Below are 23,577 nucleotides of genomic sequence, written 5' to 3' on the forward strand. Positions count from 1 at the left end.
GCCCCGACCACGATGAAGGCCGAGCGCCAGCCGTACCGCACCGCCAGCAGACCGCCCACCAGCGTCCCGGCCGCCGTGCCCAGCGGGATGCCGAACGCGTAGGCGGCCAGGGCCCGGGCGCGCTGCTGCTTGGGGAAATAGTCCGCGATCAGAGAATAGGCCGGCGCCACGCCGCCCGCCTCGCCGATGCCGACGCCCATCCTGGCCAGGAACAGCTGGCCGAAGCCGCCGACGAAACCGCACAGGGCGGTGAAGCCGCTCCACAAGGTGAGGGCGGCGGTCATGATCCAGACCCGGCTGAAGCGGTCGGCCAGCCAGGCGATCGGAATGGCCAGGGTCGTGTAGAGCAGCGCGAAGGCCAGACCGCCCATCAGGCCGAACTGGGCGTCGGTGAGATGGAACTCATCCTTGATCGGCTTGGCCAGGATGCCGAGGATCTGCCGGTCCAGGAAGTTGAACGTGTAGGCCAGGATCAGCATCGCCAGGACGACATAGCGATAGCCTGACGGCTTCGCCGCCCCCGGGCCGGCCGCCGCCGCGTTGTGCTGTTCGCTCATCCGTCGCCCCTTACGCCGCCGCTACATAAAAATGGGCCGGGCTTGTCGCGACAAGCCCGGCCCCAGCTTTCGCCTAGAGGGTTAGAACGCCACCTCGACGGTTCCCGTCACCGTGCGCGGCGGGCCGTAGAAGCCGATGACCGAGTTGTTGTAGGTCGGGGCGCCGAAATTGTAGCCGCCGGTGCGATAGCGCTCGTCGGTCAGGTTCTTGCCGGTCAGCACGAACTTGTACTTGCCGCCCGGCGCGGTCCAGACGGCGGTCAGGTCGACGAGGGTGAAGGCCTTCTGGTCCAGGGCCGGCAGCGGTTGCTCGAACTGCTGGTACTTGTCGCGGTAGCTGACCATCGGGGTGATGGCCAGGGTCCCGCCGGCCAGGTCGCCGCGCCAGGTCAGGCTGACATTGCCCGTGAACTTCGGCGTGTTCTGGAAGCCGTAGAGGTCGGCGACATTGACGATCTGGCCCGTCGCCAGGGTCTGGGACGGATTGACCGGGTTCGGCGCGCCGGCCGGCACGAAGCGGTTGAACGTGTCGTACTTGGCGTGGATGTAGCCCACCGACACGTTGCCCGACAGGCTGTGGCTGAGCTTGGCGCTGGCCTCGAACTCGGCGCCGTACAGCGTCGACGAGCCGGCGTTGTCGACCGAGCTGGCGATGCCCGACGGCACGACGACCTGGGTCGTGACCTGCTGGTCGGTGTACTTGGACAGGAAAACCGCCGACGAGAACGACACGCGGCGGTCCAGGGCGAAGCCCTTCAGGCCGGCCTCGTAGGTCTTCACGACCTCGGGCTTGTAGCCGTTGACCGTCTGCGGGGTGATGAACGCGTCGCCGCGCATGTCCCAGCCGCCCGACTTGAAGCCTTCCGAGAACGAGACGTAGCCCGTCAGATCCGGCGTCAGCTCATACGAGGCCGAGATGCGCGGGGTGAACTTCTCGAAGGTGGTCGCGGCGCTGTAGTTGGTGCGTGTCTGCAGGATCGGACGCTGGGCGCCGCCCTGATACGGCGACGGCGTCGCGCCCAGATAGAAGAAGCGGAAGACGTTGGCGTGCTTGGCGTCGCGGGTGGCGCGGCCGCCCAGCGAGACCTTGAACTTGTCGGTCAGATTGGCGCTGAAGTCGAAGAAGGCCGCGAAGCTCTGGGTGCTGACCTTGCCGCCGTCGGCGATCGAGACGCCCAGATTGCCGGCGATGGTGTCGAACTCGCCCGAGGCTTGGCTGTTCATGTAGTAGAGACCGAAGACGCCCTGGACGATCTCGTCCGAATAGACGGCCTGCAGTTCCTGCGAGAACGAGCGGTCGTCATAGGTGGCCGGCACGTCCAGCGTCGGCAGCGGCGTGCCGTCGAAGTCGATCATGGTCTGGGTGTGACCGCGACGGTTGGCGGTGATCGACTTGAACGTCAGGTGGTTGGTGGCGTCCCACTGACCGGTGAGCGACACGCCCTTGGTCATCACGTGGTTCTTGTCGCCCAGGCCGGCCTGGGTGTCGTAGACGCCGAGGATCGGGTAGTTGCCCGTCGTCGGCAGCGTCTCGCGGTGGCCGTGGCGCGGGTTGGAGTCGTCGGCCACGTGGTCATAGGCCAGGCGGAAGAACAGGGTGTCGGTCGGCTTGTACTCGGCGCTCAGGCGATAGGCCTGGACGTCCTTGTTGTACTGGTCCGCGCCCGTGGTCAGGTTCTTGCCGTAGCCGTCGTGCTTGTACAGCGCGTAGGTCGCGCCGATCGACAGGCCGGTCCCGTCGATCGGGGTCTGGGCTTGGACCAGCAGGTCGCGCTCGTTATAGCTGCCGTAGGTCGCGCGGATTTTGCCGCCGGACTCGTCGCCCAGGCGCCTGGTCACGTACTTGATCGCGCCGCCGATGGTGTTGCGGCCGTACAGCGTGCCTTGCGGGCCGCGCAGCACTTCGATGTGATCGATGTCGAAGATGTCCAGCACCGCGCCCTGCGGCCGGTAGATATAGACGTCGTCGACATACAGACCCACGCCCGGCTCGTAGCCCCACAGCGGGTCCTGCTGGCCGACGCCGCGGATATAGCTGATCAGGGTCGAGTTCGAACCGCGCGCGGTCTGAACGGTGATGTTCGGCGTGGTCTGCTGCAGGACCGTGATATCCGTGCCGCCCTGCTGCTCCAGCTTGGCCGACGAGTAGGCCGAGACCGCGACCGGCACGTCCTTGAGGTTTTCCTCGCGCCGGCGGGCCGTGACGACCACCTGCTCGACGGACACCGAATTGTCGCCGGCCGGAGCCTTCTCCTGAGCCGAGGCGACGCTCGTGACGGCGCTCCACGCCGCGCCGGCCAGCAGCGCGGCCTTCCACATCGAATTCATGGGTTTCCCCTCCCTTGCTTCCGCCCTCCCGAGCATGGTCCTTCTCACGCGGACGTATGCTTGGGCCTCGCCTATTCATCGAACAGCGAATTGCGGACACAATCACCCGAACCGGCGACGGACGCCAGCGTTTTTTCATCAGGTGATGAAAATGAACCGCCGGCTGACGGTCAGGCGGCGGAGGAGGCCTTGGCGATCACCGCCTCGAAGCCGGCGGCGCAGTACGAGAACAGCCGCGCCCGAACGGCCTCGAGGTCGCTGGAGTGGCACTCGCCTTCCGACAGGCTGTCGATCCGTCCGGTCTCGGACAGGGACAGCATCATCGACCCGGTCAGGAACTGGTAGCACCAGTAGAGGTCGCGATACTCCGCCTGCGGCCGAACGATCTTCAGCGTCTCGACCAGCTGATGGACCACGGGATCGAAGAACCGCGCCATGGTCTCGCCGCCCCAGGCCGGCGTGTTGTTCACCTGGGCCACCAGCGCGAAATAGCTCTTCCAGCCGGGTCCGCCGTCCTGGGAGATGCGCAGCAGCGGGGCGATGAAGGCCTCGATCACCCCCTCCACCGTCATGGCCCCGGCCCCCGGAGTTTCGGGGTCGTGCGCCTTCACATAGGCGTTCATCGACGCCTCGCGCGCCTGGTTGAGGATCTCGGCCCGTCGCAGGAACACCGCGTCGAACAGTTCGCGCTTGGCGCCGAAGTAGTAGTGGATCAGGGCGGTGTCGACGCCGGCCTCGGCCGCGACCTGGCGGGTCGTGACGCCGTGGAAGCCATGGCGCGCGAACAGGCCCTCGGCCGCGTCGAGGATGGTCTCCTTCAAATCCAGGCCCTTGGCCTTGGAAGGACGGCCCCGCCCGCTGACGCGGGTCTTGGCTGCGGTCATGAATATGGGCCCGCTTGGTTGCGCTCCGTCCCCGGATAGGCGCAACCAAGCGCGGCTGGCAAGAGACCCTGGGTTATCGAGACCCGCGCAAGGCCGCCGGCGCCCCGGCTCAGCCAAAGAAAACCGCCCACATCAGGCGGCCCGGGATGAAGGTGAAGAGACCCGCCAGCAGCAGTCCGCCGACGAACATTCCGGTCATGGCCCGGCGGTGCGCGGCGACCATGCCCCGCTTGATGGCGTAGACCGCGCCGGGCAGGCCGACGATCACCCAGCCGGACAGCAGGTGGATGAAGCTGAAATGGCCCGGATTGACCACCCGGATGAACAGCGAGCTGACCGCCGTCGCGCCCATGGCCAGCACCCAGGTCCAGCCCAGCAGCTTGTGCGCGGCCGTGCCCTTGACCCGCATCATCAGCGCCGCCCCAATCATCAACGCCGTCAGGGCCGAGAACAGGTGGATCCGGATGACCAGCGACGCCTGTGCGATCTTGTCCAGGTCCGGCGCGTGCGGATGAAAGGACAGCGCGGCCGCGTGGCCGGCGAAACGCGGCGCGATCACCGCGACGATGACGCTGGCCGTCACCGCGCCGATCAGGCCCATCCGAACTCCGATCCAGCGGGCGTCCTGAGACATTGACTTGCCTTGCTCGGCCATCTTCCCTCACTCCGATCCTGGCGGGCCTCCCAGCGCCGCGCCGTCGGAAACCTGAGTGGAGTGGGCGGGTTCGTGTCTCAATCGTCGTTGCGCCAGTCGCCGGCCTCGTTTCGTGAACGGCTGGGGGATGTCGTTCGCGCTTCGCGAATGGCGATGACCTCGAAGGAGAGCCTGCGCGGCCTGGCGGTGTCGGCGGCGGCGGGCGTGTTCCTGGCCCTGATCGGCGCGTTCGGCACCGATGGCATCCCGGTGCTTACCCGCGTCGCGTACTGGGTCGGCCTGTGCTTCACCGGCGCGGTCGTCGGCACCGGGCTCAGCCGGACCATCGGCCGGAACGGGCGGGCCTATGCGCGGCCCTGGCTCTATGGAAGCCTGACCTCGATCGGCGTCACCCTGCCTTTCACCGTGGTGGTCTGGCTGGTCAGCGAGATGACCTTCCAGGGCCGCCCCCGCCTGGCGGCCCTGCCCCTGTACCTGCCGCCGGTGTTCATCGTCACCGTGGCCATGACCGGCCTGAACTTCCTGGCGCAGCGCCCACTGACCGCGACCCACGCCGCCCCGGCGTGCGGGCCCGCGCCCCGGTTCCTGGCCCGCCTGCCGGCCAAGCTGCGCGGCGCGGACCTGTTCGCCGTCGAGGCCGAGGATCACTATCTGCGCCTGCACACCTCGCGCGGCCAGGACCTCATCCTGATGCGCCTGGCGGACGCGGTGGCCGAGCTGGAGGGCATCGAGGGCGCCCAGGTCCACCGCTCCTGGTGGGTGGCCCGGGCCGCCGTCGAAGGCGCCCGGCGCGGCGACGGCCGGGCGACCCTCAAGCTCAAGGGCGAGATCGAAGCGCCGGTCAGCCGCGCCTACGCCAAGGCCCTGCGCGAGGCGGGTTGGTTCTGAACCCGGTCCTCGCCGGCGCGGACGTTTCGGCTCACCCCGTCCATCCGCCACCCAACGCCTTGTAGATCGCCACCACGTCGGTGTTGACGCCGGTCTCGGCGACGCTGAGGGCGTCCTCGGCGGCCAGCAGGGTGCGCTCGGCGTCGAGCAGCACCAGGAAGTCGATGCCGCCTTCCCTGTACTGGATGCGCGCCAGCTCGGCCGCGCGCCGGGAGGCGGCGGCCTGGTCGGTCAGGCTCTTCAGCTGGGCCTGCTGCTGGCGATAGGCGACCAGGGCGTTCTCCAGATCCTCCAGCGCCCGCAGGACGGTCTGGTCGTAGTTGGCCAGGGCCGCGTCATCGCGGGCCCGCGCCGCGCGCAGGCGGGCGTGGGCGCTGCCGAGGTCCAGGGCCGGCCAGCTGACGGTGGGCGCCACCGACCAGGCTTTGCTGGCGCTGTCGCCGAAGCCCGCCGACGTCCCCGACAGGAAGCCGACGAAGCCGCTCACCGAGACGCGCGGGAAGAGGTCGGCCGTGGCCACCCCGACCTGGGCGGTCTGGGCCGCCAGACGACGCTCGGCCGCCTGCACGTCCGGGCGACGGCGCAAGAGGTCGCCGGCCTCGCCGATCGGCAGGGCCGTAACCAACGGCCGCGTATCGGTCGCGCGGGCGACCAGCAGGGCGTCCAGCGCGCCGGGCCGCTGGCCAGTCAGCACGGCCAGGCGGTAGTTGGCGCGTTTCTCGGCCGTGATCAGGCCTGGGATCGCCGCCTCCGTGGCGTTGAGGCGGGCTTGGGCCGAGGCCACGTCGATCGGGCCGCCGGCCCCGGCGTCGAACCGCACCTTGGTCAGCCGCAGGGTCTCGCGCTGGGTCTCGAGATTGCGGTAGGCGACCTTCAGACGGGCCTGGGCGCCGCGCAGTTCGAGATAGTTTCGAGCGACTTCCGCCGCGACCGTGACCTGGGCGTCGCGCAAGTCGGCCTGGGCCGCGCCCGCCTCGGCGCCGGCCGCTTCCACGCCGCGCCGGACGCGGCCGAAGAGATCGATCTCCCAGCCGGCGTCGAAGCCGGCCTGATAGGTCTGGCTCTCGACGCGCCGGCCGTTCGAGCCGGGCTGCTGCTGGTCGCTCTTGGCGTAGGTCCCATCGGCCACGACGTGCGGCAGGAGGTCCAGCTTCTGCTCGGTGAACAACGCCCGGGCCTCGGCGACCCGAGCGACGGCGATCTTGAGATCCAGATTGGCCGAAAGGGCCTGGCCGATCAGTTGATCCAGCACCGGATCGCCGAACGCCTTCCACCACTCCGCTTCCGGATTGGCGGCGTTGAAGACGGCCGGGTCGGCGTTCTGGAAGGCCGCCGGCGGGGTCGCCGGCGCCTTGTAGTTCGGACCCACCGCGCAGGCGGCGGCGGTCAGGGAGACGCCGGCGATAAGGAAGAGTCTGAGAGCGTTCATGACAGACCTCGAAGGTCTCCATTCCCCCTTGGATGGGGGAAGGGTGGGGATGGGGGTGAAAGCGGGTCCGGAGGTGACGCGGCCGAGCTGAAGCCCGCCGGCGGTGTCACCCCCACCCCTGCCCCTCCCCCATCGAAGGGGGAGGGAAACGCGTGTCCCGGCGGTCATCAGTGGGCCTCGACCGCCGCCGGATTGGCCGCCTTCAGCGCGGCCCGGCGGGCCGTGTTGCGGCGGATCACGTAGTAGAAGATCGGGGTCAGGATCAGGCCGAAGACGGTCACGCCCAGCATCCCCGCGAACACCGCCACGCCCATGGCGCGACGCATCTCGGCCCCGGCTCCGTGCGACACCACCAGGGGATAGACCCCCATGATGAAGGCGATCGAGGTCATCAGGATCGGCCGCAGGCGCAGGCGGCAGGCCTCCAGCACCGCCTGAAGCGGGCTTTCGCCATGCTCCTCGCGCTCCTTGGCGAACTCCACGATCAGGATGGCGTTCTTGCAGGCCAACCCCACCAGCACGATCAGGCCGATCTGGGTGAAGATGTTGTTGTCGCCCTTGCTGATCCATACGCCGGCCAGGGCCGACAGCAGGGTCATCGGCACGATCAGGATGACGACCAGCGGCAGGCTCCAGCTCTCGTACTGGGCGACCAGCACCAGGAAGGCCAGCAGCACGCAGAGCGGGAAGATGAAGACCGCCGTGTTGCCCGCCAGGATCTGCTGGTAGGTCAGCTCGGTCCATTCGTAGCCCATGCCGTTGGGCAGCTCCTTCTTGGCGAGGTCTTCCAGGGCCTTCTGGGCCTGGCCGGTCGAGTAGCCGGGCGCCGGGCCGCCGTTGATCTCGGCGGTCAGCATGCCGTTGTAGTGGCTCTCGCGGTCGGGACCGGTGGTCTCGTGGAAGTTCACGAAGGCGCCCAGCGGGATCATCTGGCCCGACCCGTTGCGGGTCTGCAGGCGCAGCATCTGCTCGGGCTGCAGGCGGAAGCGCTGGTCGGCCTGGACATTGACCTCGTAGGTCCGCCCGAAGCGGTTGAAGTCGTTGACGTACAGCGAGCCCAGATAGACCTGCATCGTCTCGAAGAGGTCGGTCAGGGAGACGCCCTGGGCCCTCGCCTTCTCGCGGTCGATATCGGCCTGAATCTTCGGCACGCTGACCTGATAGCTGGAGAAGATCCCCGCCAGGGCCGGGTCCTTGCGCGCCTTGTCCATCAGGTTCTGGGTGGCCTTGTTCAGCTCTTCCGGACCCAGGCCCGCCTTGTCGACGATCTGCATCCGGAAGCCGCCGATCGTGCCCAGGCCCTGGACGGACGGCGGCGGGAAGACGGCGATCTGGGCGTCGGGGATGGCGCCGAACTTCTGGTTCAGGGCGGCCACGATCGCGCCGGCCTGCTTGTCCTTGTCGCGACGGTTCTTGAAGTCGTCGAGCGGATAGAACACCGCGCCGGAGTTGGGGCTGTTGATCAGCCCGTTCACCGATAGGCCCGGGAAGGCCACCGAGTGCTTGAGGCCCGGCACGGTCTTGGCGATCTCGCCCATCTGGCGGATGACCGCCTCGGTGCGGTCCAGCGAGGCCGCGTCGGGCAGCTGCACGACGGCGACCACATAGGCCTTGTCCTGCTGCGGCACGAAGCCGGTCGGGGTCTTGGCGAAGGCGAAGACCGTCAGGGCCAGCAGGGCCGCATAGATGACCAGGCCCGCCGTGGAGCGTCCCAGGGTCTTGGCCACGCCGCCGACATAGCCGTTCGAGGCCTTGGCGAAGAAGCGGTTGAACGGATTGAACAGCCAGCCCAGGCCTGCGTCGATCAGCTTCTGGAAGCGGTCCTTGGGCGCGTCATGCGACTTCAGCAGCACCGCGGCCAGGGCCGGCGACAGGGTCAGGGAGTTGAAGGCCGAGATCACCGTCGAGATGGCGATGGTCAGGGCGAACTGGCGGTAGAACTGGCCCGACAGGCCGCTGATGAAGGCGGTGGGAATGAACACCGCGCACAGCACCAGCGCCGTGGAGACGATGGGTCCCGTCACCTCGGTCATCGCCTTGCGGGTGGCGTCGGGCGGCGCGAGGCCGAGGCTGATGTTCCGCTCGACGTTCTCGACCACCACGATGGCGTCGTCCACCACGATGCCGATGGCCAGCACCAGGCCGAACAGGGTCAGGGCGTTGAGGCCAAAGCCCAGCATCAGCATCACGGCGAAGGTGCCGATCAAGGACACGGGCACGGCGATCAGCGGGATCACCGAGGCGCGCCAGCCCTGCAGGAAGATCACCACCACGATGACGACCAGGATGATCGCCTCGATCAAGGTGTGAACCACCGAGTCGATGCTCTGCTGCACGAAGGCGGTCGTGTCGTAGATGATCTCGTAGTCGACGCCCTCGGGGAACTCCTTCTTGAGTTCCTTCATGGTCTTCTTGACCTCTGCCGCCATCTGCAGGGCGTTGGAGCCGGGACGCTGGAAGATCGGCATGGCGACGGCTGACTTGTTGTCCAGGAGCGAGCGCAGGGCGTAGTTGTTGGCGCCCAGCTCGACCCGCGCCACGTCGCCCAGGCGGGTGATCTGGCCGTCGGGACCCGAGCGGACGATGACCTGGCGGAACTGCTCCTCATCGGTCAGGCGGCCGGGCGCGTTGACCGACAGCTGGAAGTCCGCGCCCGAGCCCGCGTTGGGCGGCGCGCCTAGCTGGCCGGCGGCGACCTGGACGTTCTGCTCGCGCAGGGCCTGGACTACGTCGCCGGTCGTCATGGACAGGGCCGCCAGCTTCTCGGGGTCCAGCCAGATCCGCATCGAATAGGCGCCGGCGCCGAAGATCTGCACGTCGCCGACGCCGTTGATCCGCTTCAGCCGATCGCGAACGTTCAGCTGCGCGTAATTGCTGAGGTACAGCATGTCGTAGCGATTGTTCGGCGAGATCATGTGCACGACCAGGGTCAGGTCGGGCGAGGCCTTGTCCGTCGTCACGCCGATCCGCTGCACTTCTTGAGGAAGCTTCGGCAGGGCCTGGGCGACGCGGTTCTGGACCTGCACCTGGGCCTTGTCGAGGTCGGTGCCCAGGGCGAAGGTCACGGTCAGCACCATGGCCCCGTCGGCGGCCGACTGGGACGACTGATAGATCATCCCCTCGACGCCGTTGATCGCCTGCTCCAGCGGCGCGGCGACGGTCTGGCCGATGACGGACGGGTTGGCGCCGGGATAGGCCGCGCGCACGACCACGGTCGGCGGCACCACTTCCGGATATTCGCTGATCGGCAGCTGCGGCAGCGACACCAGACCGGCGATGAAGATGATGATGGAGAGCACGGCCGCGAAACGCGGTCGGCTCACGAAGAACTTGGAAAAGGACATCGTTGTCGTCCTGGGGAGAGGAGCGCGTTTGGCGAACCCCTCCCCCTTGATGGGGGAGGGGCAGGGGTGGGGGTGATCACCGAGGGGGAAGGCGAGCGCGGCGCTAAGCTTCAGGCGCCGTGGTCACCCCCATCCCCGCCCTTCCCCCATCGAGGGGGAAGGGAGAGTTAGTTCTGGCCTGCGGACCGGCCCTCGACGATCTGGCGGCCGCCGACTTCCAGCTGTCCAAGGTCCGCCAGCTCGGTCTTGACCTTGACCGGCGCGACGGTGTCGCCCGGCTTGACCTTCTGCAGGCCGCCGACGATCACCCGGTCGCCGGGCTTCAGGCCCGAGCGGATGATGCGCAGATTGCCGGCCAGCGGACCGATCTCGACCGGGCGATACTCGGCCTTGTTGGAACCGTTGACGACGACGACGTAGCGCTTGCCAAGGTCGGTCGCGACGGCGCGGTCGGGGGCCAGGGCCACCTCCCGCGACTCGGCGCTGACCAGGCGAATGCGCGCGAACAGGCCCGGCGTGAACTTGCCGTCGGCGTTGGCGAAGATCGCCCGGCCGTTGATCGTGCCGCTCTTGGCGTCCAGCGCGTTGTCGATGAAGGTCAGCTTGCCGACATGCGGATAGCCGTCCTCGGTCATCAGGCCCATATAGACCGGGCTTTCCTTGCCGCGCTCGGCGGCGGCGTATTTCAGGAAGGTCTGCTCGTCGGCGTTGAAGGCCGCGTAGATCGGGGTGTCGGACACCACGGTCGTCAGCAGCGACGCCTGGGTGACCAGGTTGCCTCGGGTGATGATGGCCTTGGAGACCCGGCCGTCGATCGGCGAGGTGACCTTGGTCCATTGCAGATTGAGGCGCGCGGTCTGGAGCGCGGCCTGGGCGGCCGAGACATTGGCCTGGGCGGCGCGCTCTTCCGACGACAGTCGGTCGAATTCGCTCTGGGCCAGGGCGTTCTGCTCGATCAGGCGGCGACCGCGTTCGCGATTGACCACGGCCAGGTCCAGCTGGGCCTTGGCGCGGGCCACCTCGGCGGCGGCGCGGTCGGCCTCGGCCTGGTACGGACGCGGATCGATCTGGAACAGCACCTGGCCCTTGGACACCCGCGCGCCCTCGGCGAAGCGGGCGCCGTCGATATAGCCCGAGACGCGCGGACGGATCTCCACGGTGTCGATCGGCTCGAGGCGGCCGGTGAAGTCATCCCATTGGCGCAGCGATTTGAACGCGACGTCGGTGACGGTGACCTGGACGGGCGGAGCGGCGGCGGTCTGTTCTTGCTTGGCCTGGGCGGAGCAGGCGGCAAGCACGGCCACCGCGGCCAGGCCGGCGAAGGAGGTGATGACGGGCTGGAGACGCATGGGGAGGAACCCTGTCGGACGGTGAAGCGGGGAGGAACGGCGGACGTGTCTGATTGTCATTCCCAAACGGGCCGGCGGGCGGCGCGTCGGGTGTTCGAAGTCCAGGTATCGCCCAGAGCCCGGACCGTGGCGCGGCCAAGCCAGCGATGGCTGGCGCGGACCTCGGGCTTGAGGAAAGCCAGAAACCCCTTGGAAGACTTGGCTTGGGGCGCGTCGGCGTGAACGTTTGTTTGCGGGGGCATTGGCGCGCGCTCCTTTTTTGGGGTTAAAGAGTGAAATGTCGCAGGGCCTGTTACTTGACCCGAGCGACCTGAGAGACGATTTAGGATGTGACGAGACCGTTCGGTATCATCGCGCCACGGCGGAGAGATACTGACCGGTAACTCTCACGTCAAGGAGAGGCCTGCCAAAATGGCGACAAGAAATTCTGGGGACGTTGTCGGGGGCGACACGGAAGCAGCGGTCGGGGCTCCCCCCGGTTCGCCCGCGTCCAAGCGTCCGGCGCGCGACCGGATCTTCGAAACCGCCCGCGAGCTGTTTTATCAGCACGGCATCCGGGCGGTCGGCGTCGAGACCATCGCCGCCGAGGCCGAAGCCACCAAGATGACGCTCTATCGGAACTTCCCGTCCAAGGACGAGCTGGTCGCCGAGGTCCTGCGCGAGCAGGAGCGAGAGTACTGGGCCTGGTGGGAAGAGGTGACGGCCTGCTGCTGCGCCGACCCGCGCGCGCAACTGGAAGCCATCTTCGACGCCTTCGAGACCAAGGCCTGCAACAAGGACGTGCTGGGCTGCCCGCTGTCGAACGCGGCCATCGAGCTGCACGAGGAGGGCCACCCCGCCCAGGTGGTGTCGGTCAACTACAAGAAGGAGCTGTACCGCCGGCTGGTCGACCTGACCCGTCGCGCCGGCGCCAAGGACGACGACTTGGCCGACGCCTTGATGCTTCTGATGGAAGGCGCGTCCGGCGCCCGCGTGACGCTCGGCGCCGGCGGCCCGGTGCGCGCCGTGGCCCGGTCAGCCCGGGCGCTGATCAAGTACCACCTGGACGGCTGCTGAACGGTCCGCGCTCCCGAACTCTCGAAGGGCGAGCGCCCTCGGTCTCGGCGGCGGGAGCCGATCGGCCCGCTCACGATCGGGCGCGGCTGGGGTTCTTCGCGCGCCGCTCCAGCGCCAGCAACGCCAGCAGCGCCAGGAAAGCGAAGACCAGCAGCATCAGCGACAGGCGGTGGGCCTCTCCCCACTCCAGCGCCTCGACCAGGCGATAGATCTCGGTCGACAGCACGGCGGTGTGGCCGGGGATGTTCCCGCCCAGCATCATCACCACCCCGAACTCCCCGATCGTATGGGCGAAGACCAGGATCGCGGCGGCGACATAGCCGGGCAGCGACAGCGGCAGGGCCACGCGCCAGAACCGCGCCCAGGGCGAGGCGCCCAGGGTGGCGGCCGCCTCCAGCGCCTCGTCGCCGACGGCCAGGAAGGCGTTGCGCAACGGCTGCACCGCGAAGGGCAGCGCGTAGATCAGCGATCCGATCACGAGCCCCTCAAAGGTGAAGGCCAGGGTGCGGATCCCGAACGGATGCAGCAACGTCATCAGGGGACTCTTCGGCCCCAGGGCGATCAGCAGATAGAACCCCAGCACCGTCGGCGGCAGCACGATCGGCAGGGCGACCAGCGCCGTCACCGGGGTTCGCAAGGCCGAACGCCCGCGCGCCAGCCACCAGGACAGCGGCGTGGCCAGGGCCAGCAGCAGCAGGGTGGTCAGCCCCGCCAGCTTGGCCGTCAGCCACAGGACATCCGTCACCTCAGCGCGCCTCGTAGCCGTAGCGCCGGATGATCGCCTTCGCCTCCGGCCCCTTCAGGAACGCGAGAAAGGCCCTGGCCGCCTCGCTTTTTTCGCCGGTCTTCAGCAGAACCGCCTGCTGATCGATCGGGGCGTGGTCGGCGGCCGGGATCAGCCAACGCGAACCGCCCGGCTCGTTGATCACCTGCGACAGGGCCACGAAGCCCAGCTCGGCCGCGCCGGTCTGGACGTACTGGAAGGCCTGGGTGATCGAGCTGCCCTGAACGATCTTGGGCTTCAGCGCGTCATAGAGCTTCAGCTTGGTCAGGGTCTCGACCGCCGCCTCGCCATAGGGCGCGGTCTTGGGGTCGGCGATCGACAGCTTCTCGAACTTGCCGGTCTTGAGGACCGCCCCCTTGCCGTCCACCAGGCCCGGCGTCTTGCTGTAGAGCACCAGCCGACCCGTGGCGTAGGTGAAGCGCGATCCCGGAACCGCCAAGCCCTCCGCCTCGGCTTTCAGCGGCCGCTCAGCGTCGGCCGACAGGAACACCTCGAACGGCGCGCCATTGGCGATCTGGGTGTAGAATTGGCCCGACGAGCCGAAGCTCAGGTTCGCCTCATGCCCGGTCTTGGCCTTGAAGCGCGCGGCGATCTCCTTGGCGGCGTCGGTGAAGTTGGCGGCCACGGCCACCTTGATCTCACCGGCCAGGGCGGCGCCGCCCAGCGCCAGCGAAAGGACGCCGACGATGGCGGCGATCAGCATCGGACGACGGGCGATCATCTGGTAATCCTGGTCTTGGCGCAGTGGTTATGCAGCGCAACTACATAACGATGGAAACGCGGGCCGACCAGTGACGGATGACTTCAGCGCCTCCCTGATCCTGAAACGCGGCGGATTGGCGCGCGTGGGGCTTGAGCGCATCGCGCTTCTGGAGGCGATCGCGCGGCTGGGATCGATCAGCGCGGCGGCCAAGGACACCGGCCTTTCCTACAAGGGCGCCTGGGACGGGGTTCAGGCGCTGAACAACCTGTTCGACGCGCCCCTGGTGAGCGCCGCGCCAGGCGGCAGGTCCGGCGGAACGGCCGAGGTCACGCCGCGCGGCCGGGCGGTGATCCGCGCCTTCCGCGCCGCCGAGCGCGAGATCGGCGCCGCCTTCGCTCGATTGGAAGCCGACCTCTCGGGCGACGCGGAGCTTCTCTGGAGCCTGGGCCTGCGCACCAGCGCCCGCAACGCCCTGCGCGGCGTCGTGACCGCGATCGACGGCGACGGCGTCACCGCGACCGTCTCCCTGTCCATGGCCGAGGACCTGTCGTTGCGCGCCGCGATCACCCGGCGCAGCGTCGAGGACCTGGGTCTCGCGGCCGGCCGGACGGCGATCGCCCTGATCAAGTCCAGCCTCGTGCGGGTGGAGGACGGCGACGGCGAGAACCGACTCGCCGGCCAGATCGTCGACCGCGAGGCCAGCGAGACCTCCGCCGAGGCGACGATCGCCCTCCCGGCTGGCAAGACCCTGACCGCCACCCTGAAGCCCGGCGACGCGGCCTGGACCCTGCCCGTCGGGGCGCGCGTGGAAGCCCGGGTCGCCGCGTCCGACGTGATCCTGGCGGTCGACTAAGGTCTCCGGCCGCTCCGCCCGCGCCCCGGAGCCCAGACCGCCCAAGCTTTGCATTGGGCTAGCTGTCACAATCGGCTGATAGCAGACTTGGCCCATGACCCTGGCGACCCAAGAGCGGGCGATCTGGCTGGCGCGTAACGCGCTGCCGCACGAGCCGGCGCTGCGCGCCTGGCTCTCGCGTCGTCCGCTCGCCGGGCTGGAAGTCGACGACATCGTCCAAGAGACCTACGCGATCCTCGCGGCGCTGGAGGCGGTCGACCACATCCAAACGCCGCGCACCTATATGTTCGAGGTGGCCAAGTCGGTGATCCTGCGAAGTCTTCGCCGCAGCCGCATCGTGGCCTTCGAAGCCCTCGCGGAGGCCGAGGCCCTGGTCCCGCCCAGCGCCGAACCTTCGCCCGAGACCGTGGCGGCCGACCGCCAGGAATTGTCGCGCATCGCCGCCCTGATCGCGGGCCTGCCGACCAAGTGTCGAGAGGCCTTCACCCTGCGCAAGGTCCATGGCCTGTCGCAGCGCGAGGTCGCCCAACGTATGGGCGTTTCCGAAAACACGGTCGAGAAGCACGTTGGAAAAGGCATCGGCGTGCTGATGAAGGCGATGGGGCGTGGCGGAAACGGACGCTTCCAGGCATCTAAGGACCGTAGCAGCGAGGACCCGATCGAAGTTGACCACGATCCGAGAGAGCAGCGCCGACATTGACGCCGCCGCGGCCCGATGGGCCGCGCGCGTCGATCGAGGGCCGCTGTCGGACAAGGAGCAGGCCGATCTCGAAGCCTGGGCGGCGCGGGATCCCCGCCGGGCCGGCGCCTACGCCAGGGCCCTGGCGATCAGCGCCCACCTGGATCGCGCGCAAGGTCTCAGCGCCGCGTTTTCGCCCTCGACCCATCCCGTGGCCCGCGCCGCCGACCGGCGCCGCCTGTTGGCGACGGGCGGCGTCCTGGCCGCCGCCTCGGTGGTGGGCGCGGTTGGTTATGGCGCGATGAGCCTGCGCGGCCGCATGACCACCAGCAAGGGCGATATCCGCCGCGCGCCGCTCAGCGACGGCTCGGCCGTCACCCTGAACACCGCCACGACGATCCGCGCGGCCTTCGACGGCAAGATGCGGCGCGTCGACCTGCTGCGCGGCGAAGCTCTGTTCGATGTCGCCAAGGACCCCGCCCGACCCTTCGTGGTCGTGGCCGGCGACGTGCGCGTGCGCGCGGTCGGCACCAGCTTCACGGTGCGCGCCCACGCCGACGGCCAAGTCGGGGTGATCGTCCGGGAAGGCGTCGTCGAGGTCTGGCGTGGATCCCAGGGCAAGCCGGTGCGCCTGGCCGCCGAGCACGCCATACAGGTGGCCAGCCTGGGCGCCTTGACGCCCACCGTGGTCGGGGCGGCCGCTGTCGACCGGGCCCTGGCCTGGCGACAAGGCCAGATCGACTTGGACGGCTTGACACTGGGCCAGGCGGCCGAGGAGTTCGCGCGCTATTCCGATCGCCGGATCGTCATCGACGACCCGACGGTGGCCCGATTGAAAATGACCGGCCTGTTCTCGGCCAGCGACCCCGACGGCTTCGCCAAGGCCGCCGCCATGAGCCTGGGGCTGACCGCCACGCCGCGCGCCGACGGCGTCCGCCTGAGCCGCGGCTGAACTTTTTTCGGAGACGACATGGCGGGAGAGTCTTCGCCGAGGCTCCACCCCGATGAGGCCGGCGCGGGACCGGCGGAATTCGGGGCGACACCATGATGCGAAAGACACTCCTGGCCGGCGGCGTCGCCGCTCTGGCTCTCCTGGCCCACGCCGCGCCGGCGGCGGCCCAGCAGCGCGTCTTCGACGTGCCAGCTCAACCGGCGGCCTCGGCCATTTCGGCCTTCGCTCGTCAGGCCGGCCTTCAGGTCGTCGCGCCCGCCGACGGGCTGGAAGGCGTTCGCACCCAGGCCCTGAAGGGCGCGATGGACGCCCGCGCGGCCCTGCACAAGCTGATCGACGGAACCGGCCTGGAAATCGTCTCCGACAGCGCCGGCGTCATCGTCCTGCGCCGCGTCCCGGCGCCGGCCAAGGACACGGTCGCCGCCGAGCCCGCCGCGCTCGACACCATCATCGTCACCGCCCAGAAGCGCGAGGAAGCCGCCCAGGGCGTGCCGATCTCGCTGTCGGCCTTTTCCGGCCGCGCGGTCGAGACCTATCGGCTGGAAAGCCTGCGTGACATCTCGCGCTTGACGCCGGGCCTGCTGGTCTCGTCGTTCAGTCAGAGCAGCCCGACCATCGCCATCCGCGGCGCGACCAACACCTTCACCCAGATCGGCGCCAACAAGCCTGTCGCCGTGGTGATCGACGACCTGTTCATCCCCCGCAACAGCGCCGCCAGCTTCGAGCTCTACGGGCTGAATTCGGTGCAGGTCCTCAAGGGTCCGCAAGGCACGCTGTTCGGCCGCAACGTCACCGGCGGCGCGATCGTACTGGACACGGGCAAGCCGGCTTACGAAGACGCCGCGCGCTCGGTGCGGATTGGCGGCGGCGACTACGGCCTGAAGCAGGTCGACGGTCGCGTCGACATCCCGGTCGGCCAGGACGTGGCCCTTCGCCTGTCCGGCTCGTTCAAACAGCACGACGGTTACGGCCGCGACCGCCTGACCGGCCGCGAGGAGGACGATCTCGACAGCCGCGGCGTCCGCGCCCAGGCCCGTCTGCGCGCCGCCGACAACGTCGAGGTGCTGCTGGGCGCCGACTATGGCGAGGATCACAACGGCGGTCGCACCCTGTCTTCCAAAGGCGCCGGCTCGGACGGCGATCGCCGCACCTCGGAACTGGGCTATGTCCAGGACTTCGGTCGCAACCAGTGGGGCGCCTCGGCGCGGATCTATTGGACCGCGCCGGTCGGCCAGGTCACCTCGATCACCGGCTACCGCTGGTCGCAGTCGGGCGAGGACTATTCGGGCACCGGCGCCAGCTATGTGTTCCTGACCGGGACCAACACCCAGAGCGTCAATCGCGACGTCGACGACGTGGGGCTGTTCTCGCAGGAGGTCCGCTGGGCCAGCCCGAAATGGTCGCGTGGCGACGTCGTGGCCGGTGTCTACCTCGCCGACGAGAACGCCAAGCGCCAGCTGCGCACGCGCGGCCTAGCCGCCGTCACGGGCGTGGCTTCATCCGACGTGCTGACCGACCAAGCGGTGAGGACCCGCAGCTATGCCGGCTTCATCGATGGCACGCTCCACCTGCCCGCCGCCTTGGACCTGACCCTGGGCGCGCGCTACACCCACGACGAGAAGACCGCTTCGCTAGTGCGAACGGATTTCGTCAGGCCGGCCACCGGCAGCTTCACCGCCCGCGACCTGAAAGCCGACTGGAGCGAGGTCACGCCCCGCGCCGTGCTGAGCTGGACGCCACGCCAGGATCTCAAGGTCTATGGTAGCGTCACCCGCGGCTACACGGCCGGCGGCTTCAATACCGACGCGGCGACGCTGTCGGCCCTGGCGACGCCCTTCAATCCCGAGACCGTCACAAACTATGAGCTGGGGGTGAAGTCGCAATGGCTGGCCGACACCCTGCGGATCAACGCCTCGATTTTCCACATGGACTACAAGGATAAGCAGGAGCTGTTCTTCAACAACCTGACCCGCGTGCTGACCATCACCAACGCCGGCCAGGCCACGGTCAAGGGCGCGGAGCTGGAAGTGACCTGGCGTCCCCTGCCCTGGCTGAACCTGATGGGCAACTACGGCCTGCTCGACACTGTCTACGACAACTTCGTCATTCCGGGCGGGGCGGTGAACACCGGCAATCCGCTGGGCTCGTCGCCGCGGAACAAGGGCGCCTTGGCCGCCGACGTCCGCATCCCGTTGAACGGCAAGGGCTATCTCACCGGTGCGCTGAGCTGGGCCTATACCGACGGCTACTACACCGGCGCGACCAAGGACCCGAACCTGCACATCGACAGCTACGCCCTGACCAATCTGTCGGTGGGCTACGAAAGCCAGAACGGCCGCTGGCGACTGACGGCCTGGGTCAAGAACCTGGGCGATGTCGACTATCTGCTGACCCCTTCCACCCAAGGCGTGCTGGCCGAATATCTGGGCGAACCGCAGACCATGGGCGTCATGCTGTCGGCGAAGTTCTAGGCCATGGCGACAGTGTTCACCCGGCGCGCACTTCTGTCGGCCGCCGCGGCGCTGAGCGCGGCGCCCTTGACCGCCGCGGCGCCGTCGCGGGATGAGGACGTCGTCGGCCAACCGCTGCGCCCCTGGCGGCGCGGCGGCCTTGACATCCACCACATCGCCACCGGTCGCGGCGACTGCGCCCTGATCATAGGACCGGACGGGTCCAGCCTGATGATCGACGCCGGCGCCTCGGCCACGCCGCCGCCGGCCAGCCTGGACATACGCCCCGGCCCCCAACGCCGAGCCGGCGAATGGATCGGCCGCTACGCCCGCCGCCATCTGGCCGCGACGGGCGAGCCGAAGCTGGACGCCTTCCTGGTCACCCACCTGCATCCCGATCACGTCGGCGATGTGGGTCCCGACACGCCGTTGGCGCCCGGCGGGGCCTATCGCCTGACCGGCGTCAGCGACGTCGCCGCCTTGCTGCCGATCGGCCTGCTGGTCGATCGCGACTATCCCGACTATGCCTTCCCCAAGCCCTGGGACGCGCCGTTCGCCAAGAACTACAAGGCGTTTCTCCGCGAGCGCGCGCGGACGGGCGGCAGGGTCGAACGTTTCGAGGTCGGGGCGGCCGATCAGCTCAAGCTCCCCGGCGTCGAGATCCGCAACCTGGCGGCCAACGGCGAGGTCTGGACCGGTCGCGGGACCGAAACCCGTCGCCTCTTCCCGCCGATCGAGACCCTGGCCAAGGACGATATCCCCGACGAGAACGCCTGCTCGACGGCCATCCGCCTGCGCTATGGGGCGTTCGGCTATTTCGCGGCTGGAGACCTCACCAGTAGCAGCTTCGATGGAACTCAGCCCTGGCGCGACGTCGAAACGCCGGCGGCCCAGGTCGCCGGCCCGGTCGACGTCGCCGTCGCCGCGCACCACGGCATGTTCGACGCCACCGGCGCGGATGTCGTGCGAGCGCTTCGCCCCCGCGCCTGGATCATCCAGGGTTGGCACGCGGCCCATCCCAGTCCCGACGCTCTGGAACGGATGCTGAGCCAGCGGCTCTATGCCGGCGCGCGCGATGTCTTCTCCACCGGTCTGTCGTCAGCCAACGTGCTAGCCCACAAATGGCTGACCGATCGCCTGGTCGCTCAGAACGGGCACGTCGTGGTTAGGGTGGCGCCAGGCGGAGGACGCTACAGAATCGTGGTCACCGACAATTCGGATGAAACGGACAAGGTTCTATCCAGCTGGGGACCTTGGTCCGCTTGAGGCGCGTCCGCGCCATGGCCCGACAGGCCTTCCTTCGGACCCTGGACATTCGTCCACGCGATCGCGTGAGACGACGACCTTTCAACGGGTTCGCGCGCCCGCCCCGCAAAGGGCGATGAGCGAGGTCTTCTTATAAATCACGGCCCTGAGAGCGCCCACAAGGAAAGGTCGGCGCATGAGCGCCGACCCAAAGGGACGGAGGGCGGCCGGCGGGTCGCCCTCCGTCTTAACGCTTTCGGCGTCACGCTCTAGAACCGCGCGGTCACGCTGGCGTAGACGACGCGTCCCTCGACGTCGTAAGTCGCGGCGAACGTATTGTCCGACGGGGCCGACGATCCAACAATCGGGGGATTCTTGTCGAAGAGATTACGGAGCCCGGCGGTCAAGCTCACGGCCTTGTTCACTTCGTATCCGGCGGTCAGGTCGAAATAGTTTTGCGCCTTGATCACCGGGGTGGTCAGCGTCGCCTTGTCCGGGAACGCCGCGCCCAGGCGCTTGGGCAGCAGATAGGTGTCGACCGTCACCTCGCCGATATAGCGGTGACGCAGGCTCAACGTCGCCGGACCGGAACGCCAGGTGACGCGCGACACGCCCTTCCAACGGGGAATCGGCTGACCACAGGTCGGGCCGAAGGCGCCGATGCAATAGTTCTTAGTGGCCGGCAGCGCCTGGACGGGCGTGGCCGTGAACTCGTCGGTGTAGGTGAAGTTGGAGCCGATATCGAAGCGGCTGCCGCCGAAAGGCCCCCAGGCCAGGTTGAAGCGATAGTTGGCGTCGAAGTCGACGCCCGAGGTCTTCAGCCCGCCGGTATTGCCATTGGTCGTGGTGACATAGCCTGGGGCGGCGATCTGGCCGGTGAGCGGGTCACGGGTGATCGCCTTGCAGAAGACGCTGCTGGCGTCCTGGATGGTGTTGTAGCAGAGGCTCAGCGTGTTCGAGATGCCGCCCCCCAGCGGCGCGATGGCGCCGTCGAGGTTGATCTTGAAGTAGTCGACGCTCATCGCGAGGCCGGGGACGAACCGCGGCTGCAGCACGACGCCGAAGGTCGTGGTGTTCGACTTTTCCGGGCCCACATTGGGATTGCCGCCCGAAACCTGGCTGATGAAGGTGTTGGGCTGCACCGACAGCGTGAAGACCGAGGCCGCCGGCACGCCGGTGGCGACACAGACCGCCCGCACGGCCGCCGTCTGCTGGGCCGTCGGTTGGCGGCTGGAGCAGGGATCGACCGCCGAGGGGCCGCTGATGGTGTTGCCGCCGAACAGCTCGCCCACGTTCGGCGCGCGGATGGCGTGCTGGAACTGGCCGCGCAGGGTGATGTCGGAGATCGGCGCATACTCGCCGCCCACCGAGTAGGTCCAGACCCCGCCGACGCCCGACAGGTCGTAGTCCGAGTAACGGAACGCGCCGTTGACGCTGGCGCGTTCGCCCAGGGGCGAGTCCTTCAGCACCGGAACGCGGACTTCGCCATAGACTTCCTTGACCGACTCCGAGCCCTGGGTCGACTTCGCGGCGTTGAAGCCTGAAACGTCGCCGGAGGCCAGGAAGCTGTCGGGCACGAACCGCGCCGAGGCCTTGCGGTACTCGGCGCCGGCGCTGAAGTCGATTGGACCGGCCCAGGTGTCGAACAGCTCGCCAGCCAGGCTGGCGGCCAGGACCTGTTGCGAGGATTCGGTGTAGTTGGTCGACGCCACCGCGATCGAGGCCGCGGCCTGAGGCGACAGATTTGCGCCGAAGATGTTGAGCACCGGCGGCGCGCCGTTCGCCGACAGCAGGCCGGCCTGGACCTTGCTCAGCGAGATGGCGCCGCCCGAGGTGCTGGTGTCGGTGGTTCGGGTGTAGGTGTAGTAGGCATCGTATTTGAGGTTCCGAAGATAGCTTTCGGAGACGCTGCCAAGATCGCCGCGCACGCCGAGGGCCGTGCGGAAGGCCGAGCGGTCGGTGGTATTGGTGCGGGCGCCGATTTCCGGCACGCGCCGGTTGACGTTCAGGATCGCCAGGCCGTCGCCCGCCGTCGTGGTGAGCGAAGACGTGCCGTTGGTCGCCCGCACCGTGCCGACTTCCAGCTGGTCGAGCTGCCGCAGGACGTCCTGAAGCTGCGGCGTCAGGTACGGGTTGTTGACGTTGACCAGGAAGTTGCCGCTAAAGCCGCTGGGCGCCAGCTGCATCGATACTCGGTTGTTGCTGTAGTTGGCCTCGGCGTAGCCCGTCACGTGGGCGTTGAAGTCGTAGTGGGCGGCCATGTTGGCCAGCCAGCGACGCTGCGGGATCACGATGTAATTGGCCGGGGCCAGATCGTAGTCGTCGCCAGGCGTCGTCGCCGGGCGGGCCGCCTTACCGGCGTCGTCGAACGTGAAGCCGCGCGAGCCAAGGCCGCTCAAGCCGGCGGCCGCGAGGGCGGCGGTCAGGCCGGGGCTGGAGGGCGAACCGACCGGAACGAAGCGGCCGTTGGGAATGGTCCCGCTGCCGCCGAAGATCAGCCCCGGCCGCCCGCCGGCCGACAGGCAGGTCTGGCCGGCCGGGATGGCCAGGGGCGTGCCGGCGCGCGTGGCGCTATAGCTTGCGGCGGTGACGCAGCCGTCCGCCAGGGTCGGCATGGCCCAGCCGCCACGGTCCGCCCGCGAATATCCGCCGCGATCCAGGTAGTTGAGGGCCACCACGACATTGCCGCGATGATCGGCGAAATTGGTCCCGAAGGTGAGGTCGGCCGTATAGGTCTTGGTCTTGGTATGCGTGTCCTGACGGGCCTCGCCGGTCAGTTCGACGCCCTCGAAGTCGTCCTTCATGATGAAGTTGACCACGCCGGTGATCGCATCGGAGCCATAGACCGCCGAAGAGCCGCCCGTGACGGTCTCGACGCGCTTGATCAGCGCGGCAGGCACGGTGTTGATGTCGGTGGTCTGGTCCGGCCCGGTGATCGTGAACCGGCGGCCGTTGACCAGCACGAGGTTCCGTTGCGCGCCGAACCCACGAAGGTTCAGAGTGGCGGTCCCACCGGGCACCGTATTGGCGGTCGGCCCGTTGTTTTGCGAACCGAGAAACTGCGGCGTGTCATTCAGCAGGGTTTCGACGTTCTGGGTCCCCGAGAGGCCGATCTCCTCGGAGCCGATCACCGTGACCGGCGTGGGCGCCCTGAACCCGCGCGCGGCGAGGCGCGACCCGGTGACGACCACTTCGGCCACGGCCGTATCGGCGCCGGCTGGCGTCGAGCCAGTGGTCTGCGCTTGTGCCAGCGCTGGCACAATAAAGGCCGTGGCCAGAGCGATGGCGGTTTCACAGCCCATGAACACGCGGCGTTTGTGATTGGTCCTCATGCGTCCCTCCCAAGGTACCGCTATCATTCGCGGTGATTGGCGAGGACCGTAGAATGTAATTCCAATATATGCAATAGTATTTCATAAAA

At 68.3% G+C, this 23,577-nt stretch carries 18 protein-coding genes; 7 read left to right on the top strand and 11 right to left on the bottom strand.

All coding sequences use genetic code 11. The annotated features are described in order from the left end of the window. The 4 genes from FCU40_RS00895 to FCU40_RS00910 form a co-directional block, all read right to left on the bottom strand. Positions 1–557 (bottom strand): MFS transporter (locus tag FCU40_RS00895; RefSeq protein WP_168072283.1); only part of this gene is annotated, 557 nt, incomplete at its 3' end. An 81-nt stretch (positions 558–638) separates the two neighbouring features. Further along, on the bottom strand, positions 639–2,885 hold the full coding sequence (locus FCU40_RS00900; RefSeq protein WP_168072285.1) for a TonB-dependent receptor: 2,247 nt from the start codon (positions 2,883–2,885) through the stop codon (positions 639–641). 170 nt (positions 2,886–3,055) lie between these two features. Continuing rightward, positions 3,056–3,769 (bottom strand): TetR/AcrR family transcriptional regulator, encoded by a 714-nt coding sequence (locus FCU40_RS00905; RefSeq protein ID WP_004619234.1) that lies wholly within the window; start codon positions 3,767–3,769, stop codon positions 3,056–3,058. Positions 3,770–3,878: 109 nt separating this feature from the next. After that, positions 3,879–4,424, bottom strand: a complete 546-nt coding sequence (locus FCU40_RS00910; RefSeq protein ID WP_168072287.1) for a DUF2306 domain-containing protein — start codon at positions 4,422–4,424, stop codon at positions 3,879–3,881. 153 nt (positions 4,425–4,577) lie between these two features. Between FCU40_RS00910 and FCU40_RS00915 the strand changes: the two genes are divergently transcribed. Continuing rightward, positions 4,578–5,312, top strand: coding sequence for a LytTR family DNA-binding domain-containing protein (locus FCU40_RS00915; protein WP_342672522.1), 735 nt, complete (start codon positions 4,578–4,580; stop codon positions 5,310–5,312). 31 nt (positions 5,313–5,343) lie between these two features. On the opposite strand, the gene FCU40_RS00920 is transcribed toward FCU40_RS00915, so the two are convergent. The 4 genes from FCU40_RS00920 to FCU40_RS00935 all read right to left on the bottom strand — a co-directional run bounded on the left by FCU40_RS00920 (position 5,344) and on the right by FCU40_RS00935 (position 11,676). Beyond that, on the bottom strand, positions 5,344–6,741 hold the full coding sequence (locus FCU40_RS00920; protein WP_168072290.1) for an efflux transporter outer membrane subunit: 1,398 nt from the start codon (positions 6,739–6,741) through the stop codon (positions 5,344–5,346). A 167-nt stretch (positions 6,742–6,908) separates the two neighbouring features. Next, a complete protein-coding gene (locus FCU40_RS00925; RefSeq protein WP_168072292.1) occupies positions 6,909–10,085 on the bottom strand; it encodes an efflux RND transporter permease subunit in 3,177 nt (1,058 codons plus the stop codon). 167 nt (positions 10,086–10,252) lie between these two features. Beyond that, entirely contained in the window at positions 10,253–11,434 is a 1,182-nt protein-coding gene (locus tag FCU40_RS00930; protein ID WP_168072294.1) for an efflux RND transporter periplasmic adaptor subunit, read from the bottom strand. A gap of 56 nt (positions 11,435–11,490) precedes the next feature. Continuing rightward, a complete protein-coding gene (locus FCU40_RS00935) occupies positions 11,491–11,676 on the bottom strand; it encodes a hypothetical protein (protein WP_004619246.1) in 186 nt (61 codons plus the stop codon). A 169-nt stretch (positions 11,677–11,845) separates the two neighbouring features. Here FCU40_RS00935 and FCU40_RS00940 point away from each other — a divergent pair, with 169 nt between their 5' ends. Further along, positions 11,846–12,490: a TetR/AcrR family transcriptional regulator gene (locus FCU40_RS00940; RefSeq protein ID WP_004619247.1), complete on the top strand. Its 645-nt coding sequence runs from the start codon at positions 11,846–11,848 to the stop codon at positions 12,488–12,490. Between the two features lie 70 nt (positions 12,491–12,560). On the opposite strand, the gene modB is transcribed toward FCU40_RS00940, so the two are convergent. Then, entirely contained in the window at positions 12,561–13,235 is a 675-nt protein-coding gene (gene modB, locus FCU40_RS00945; RefSeq protein WP_168072296.1) for a molybdate ABC transporter permease subunit, read from the bottom strand. A 1-nt stretch (position 13,236) separates the two neighbouring features. Beyond that, positions 13,237–13,995, bottom strand: a complete 759-nt coding sequence (modA, locus tag FCU40_RS00950; protein ID WP_168072298.1) for a molybdate ABC transporter substrate-binding protein — start codon at positions 13,993–13,995, stop codon at positions 13,237–13,239. Between the two features lie 70 nt (positions 13,996–14,065). Here modA and FCU40_RS00955 point away from each other — a divergent pair, with 70 nt between their 5' ends. The 5 genes from FCU40_RS00955 (at position 14,066) to FCU40_RS00975 (ending at position 20,177) form a co-directional block, all read left to right on the top strand. Then, positions 14,066–14,830 (top strand): TOBE domain-containing protein, encoded by a 765-nt coding sequence (locus FCU40_RS00955; RefSeq protein WP_168072300.1) that lies wholly within the window; start codon positions 14,066–14,068, stop codon positions 14,828–14,830. A 94-nt stretch (positions 14,831–14,924) separates the two neighbouring features. Then, on the top strand, positions 14,925–15,530 hold the full coding sequence (locus tag FCU40_RS00960) for an RNA polymerase sigma factor (RefSeq protein ID WP_004619255.1): 606 nt from the start codon (positions 14,925–14,927) through the stop codon (positions 15,528–15,530). Then, a complete protein-coding gene (locus FCU40_RS00965) occupies positions 15,496–16,461 on the top strand; it encodes a FecR domain-containing protein (RefSeq protein ID WP_168072302.1) in 966 nt (321 codons plus the stop codon). Before FCU40_RS00960 ends, FCU40_RS00965 begins: the two co-directional genes overlap by 35 nt. Before the next feature lie 95 nt (positions 16,462–16,556). Next, positions 16,557–18,932, top strand: coding sequence for a TonB-dependent receptor (locus FCU40_RS00970; RefSeq protein ID WP_241693523.1), 2,376 nt, complete (start codon positions 16,557–16,559; stop codon positions 18,930–18,932). Positions 18,933–18,935: 3 nt separating this feature from the next. Beyond that, on the top strand, positions 18,936–20,177 hold the full coding sequence (locus tag FCU40_RS00975) for an MBL fold metallo-hydrolase (protein WP_168072306.1): 1,242 nt from the start codon (positions 18,936–18,938) through the stop codon (positions 20,175–20,177). 248 nt (positions 20,178–20,425) lie between these two features. On the opposite strand, the gene FCU40_RS00980 is transcribed toward FCU40_RS00975, so the two are convergent. Then, positions 20,426–23,488 (bottom strand): TonB-dependent receptor, encoded by a 3,063-nt coding sequence (locus FCU40_RS00980; RefSeq protein WP_168072307.1) that lies wholly within the window; start codon positions 23,486–23,488, stop codon positions 20,426–20,428. Positions 23,489–23,577: the final 89 nt, after the last annotated feature.

The organism is Caulobacter sp. SSI4214 (assembly GCF_012184455.1).
Lineage (GTDB): Bacteria > Pseudomonadota > Alphaproteobacteria > Caulobacterales > Caulobacteraceae > Caulobacter > Caulobacter vibrioides_E.

Excerpts from the sequence above, each read along its gene's own strand:
- FCU40_RS00900 (WP_168072285.1), bottom strand. The coding sequence starts at position 2,885 with ATGAATTCGATGTGGAAGGCCGCGCTGCTGGCCGGCGCGGCGTGGAGC.
- FCU40_RS00905 (WP_004619234.1), bottom strand. The coding sequence starts at position 3,769 with ATGACCGCAGCCAAGACCCGCGTCAGCGGGCGGGGCCGTCCTTCCAAG.
- FCU40_RS00910 (WP_168072287.1), bottom strand. The coding sequence starts at position 4,424 with ATGGCCGAGCAAGGCAAGTCAATGTCTCAGGACGCCCGCTGGATCGGA.
- FCU40_RS00915 (WP_342672522.1), top strand. The coding sequence starts at position 4,578 with ATGACCTCGAAGGAGAGCCTGCGCGGCCTGGCGGTGTCGGCGGCGGCG.
- FCU40_RS00920 (WP_168072290.1), bottom strand. The coding sequence starts at position 6,741 with ATGAACGCTCTCAGACTCTTCCTTATCGCCGGCGTCTCCCTGACCGCC.
- FCU40_RS00925 (WP_168072292.1), bottom strand. The coding sequence starts at position 10,085 with ATGTCCTTTTCCAAGTTCTTCGTGAGCCGACCGCGTTTCGCGGCCGTG.
- FCU40_RS00930 (WP_168072294.1), bottom strand. The coding sequence starts at position 11,434 with ATGCGTCTCCAGCCCGTCATCACCTCCTTCGCCGGCCTGGCCGCGGTG.
- FCU40_RS00935 (WP_004619246.1), bottom strand. The coding sequence starts at position 11,676 with ATGCCCCCGCAAACAAACGTTCACGCCGACGCGCCCCAAGCCAAGTCT.
- FCU40_RS00940 (WP_004619247.1), top strand. The coding sequence starts at position 11,846 with ATGGCGACAAGAAATTCTGGGGACGTTGTCGGGGGCGACACGGAAGCA.
- modA (WP_168072298.1), bottom strand. The coding sequence starts at position 13,995 with ATGATCGCCCGTCGTCCGATGCTGATCGCCGCCATCGTCGGCGTCCTT.
- FCU40_RS00960 (WP_004619255.1), top strand. The coding sequence starts at position 14,925 with ATGACCCTGGCGACCCAAGAGCGGGCGATCTGGCTGGCGCGTAACGCG.
- FCU40_RS00970 (WP_241693523.1), top strand. The coding sequence starts at position 16,557 with ATGCGAAAGACACTCCTGGCCGGCGGCGTCGCCGCTCTGGCTCTCCTG.
- FCU40_RS00975 (WP_168072306.1), top strand. The coding sequence starts at position 18,936 with ATGGCGACAGTGTTCACCCGGCGCGCACTTCTGTCGGCCGCCGCGGCG.
- FCU40_RS00980 (WP_168072307.1), bottom strand. The coding sequence starts at position 23,488 with ATGAGGACCAATCACAAACGCCGCGTGTTCATGGGCTGTGAAACCGCC.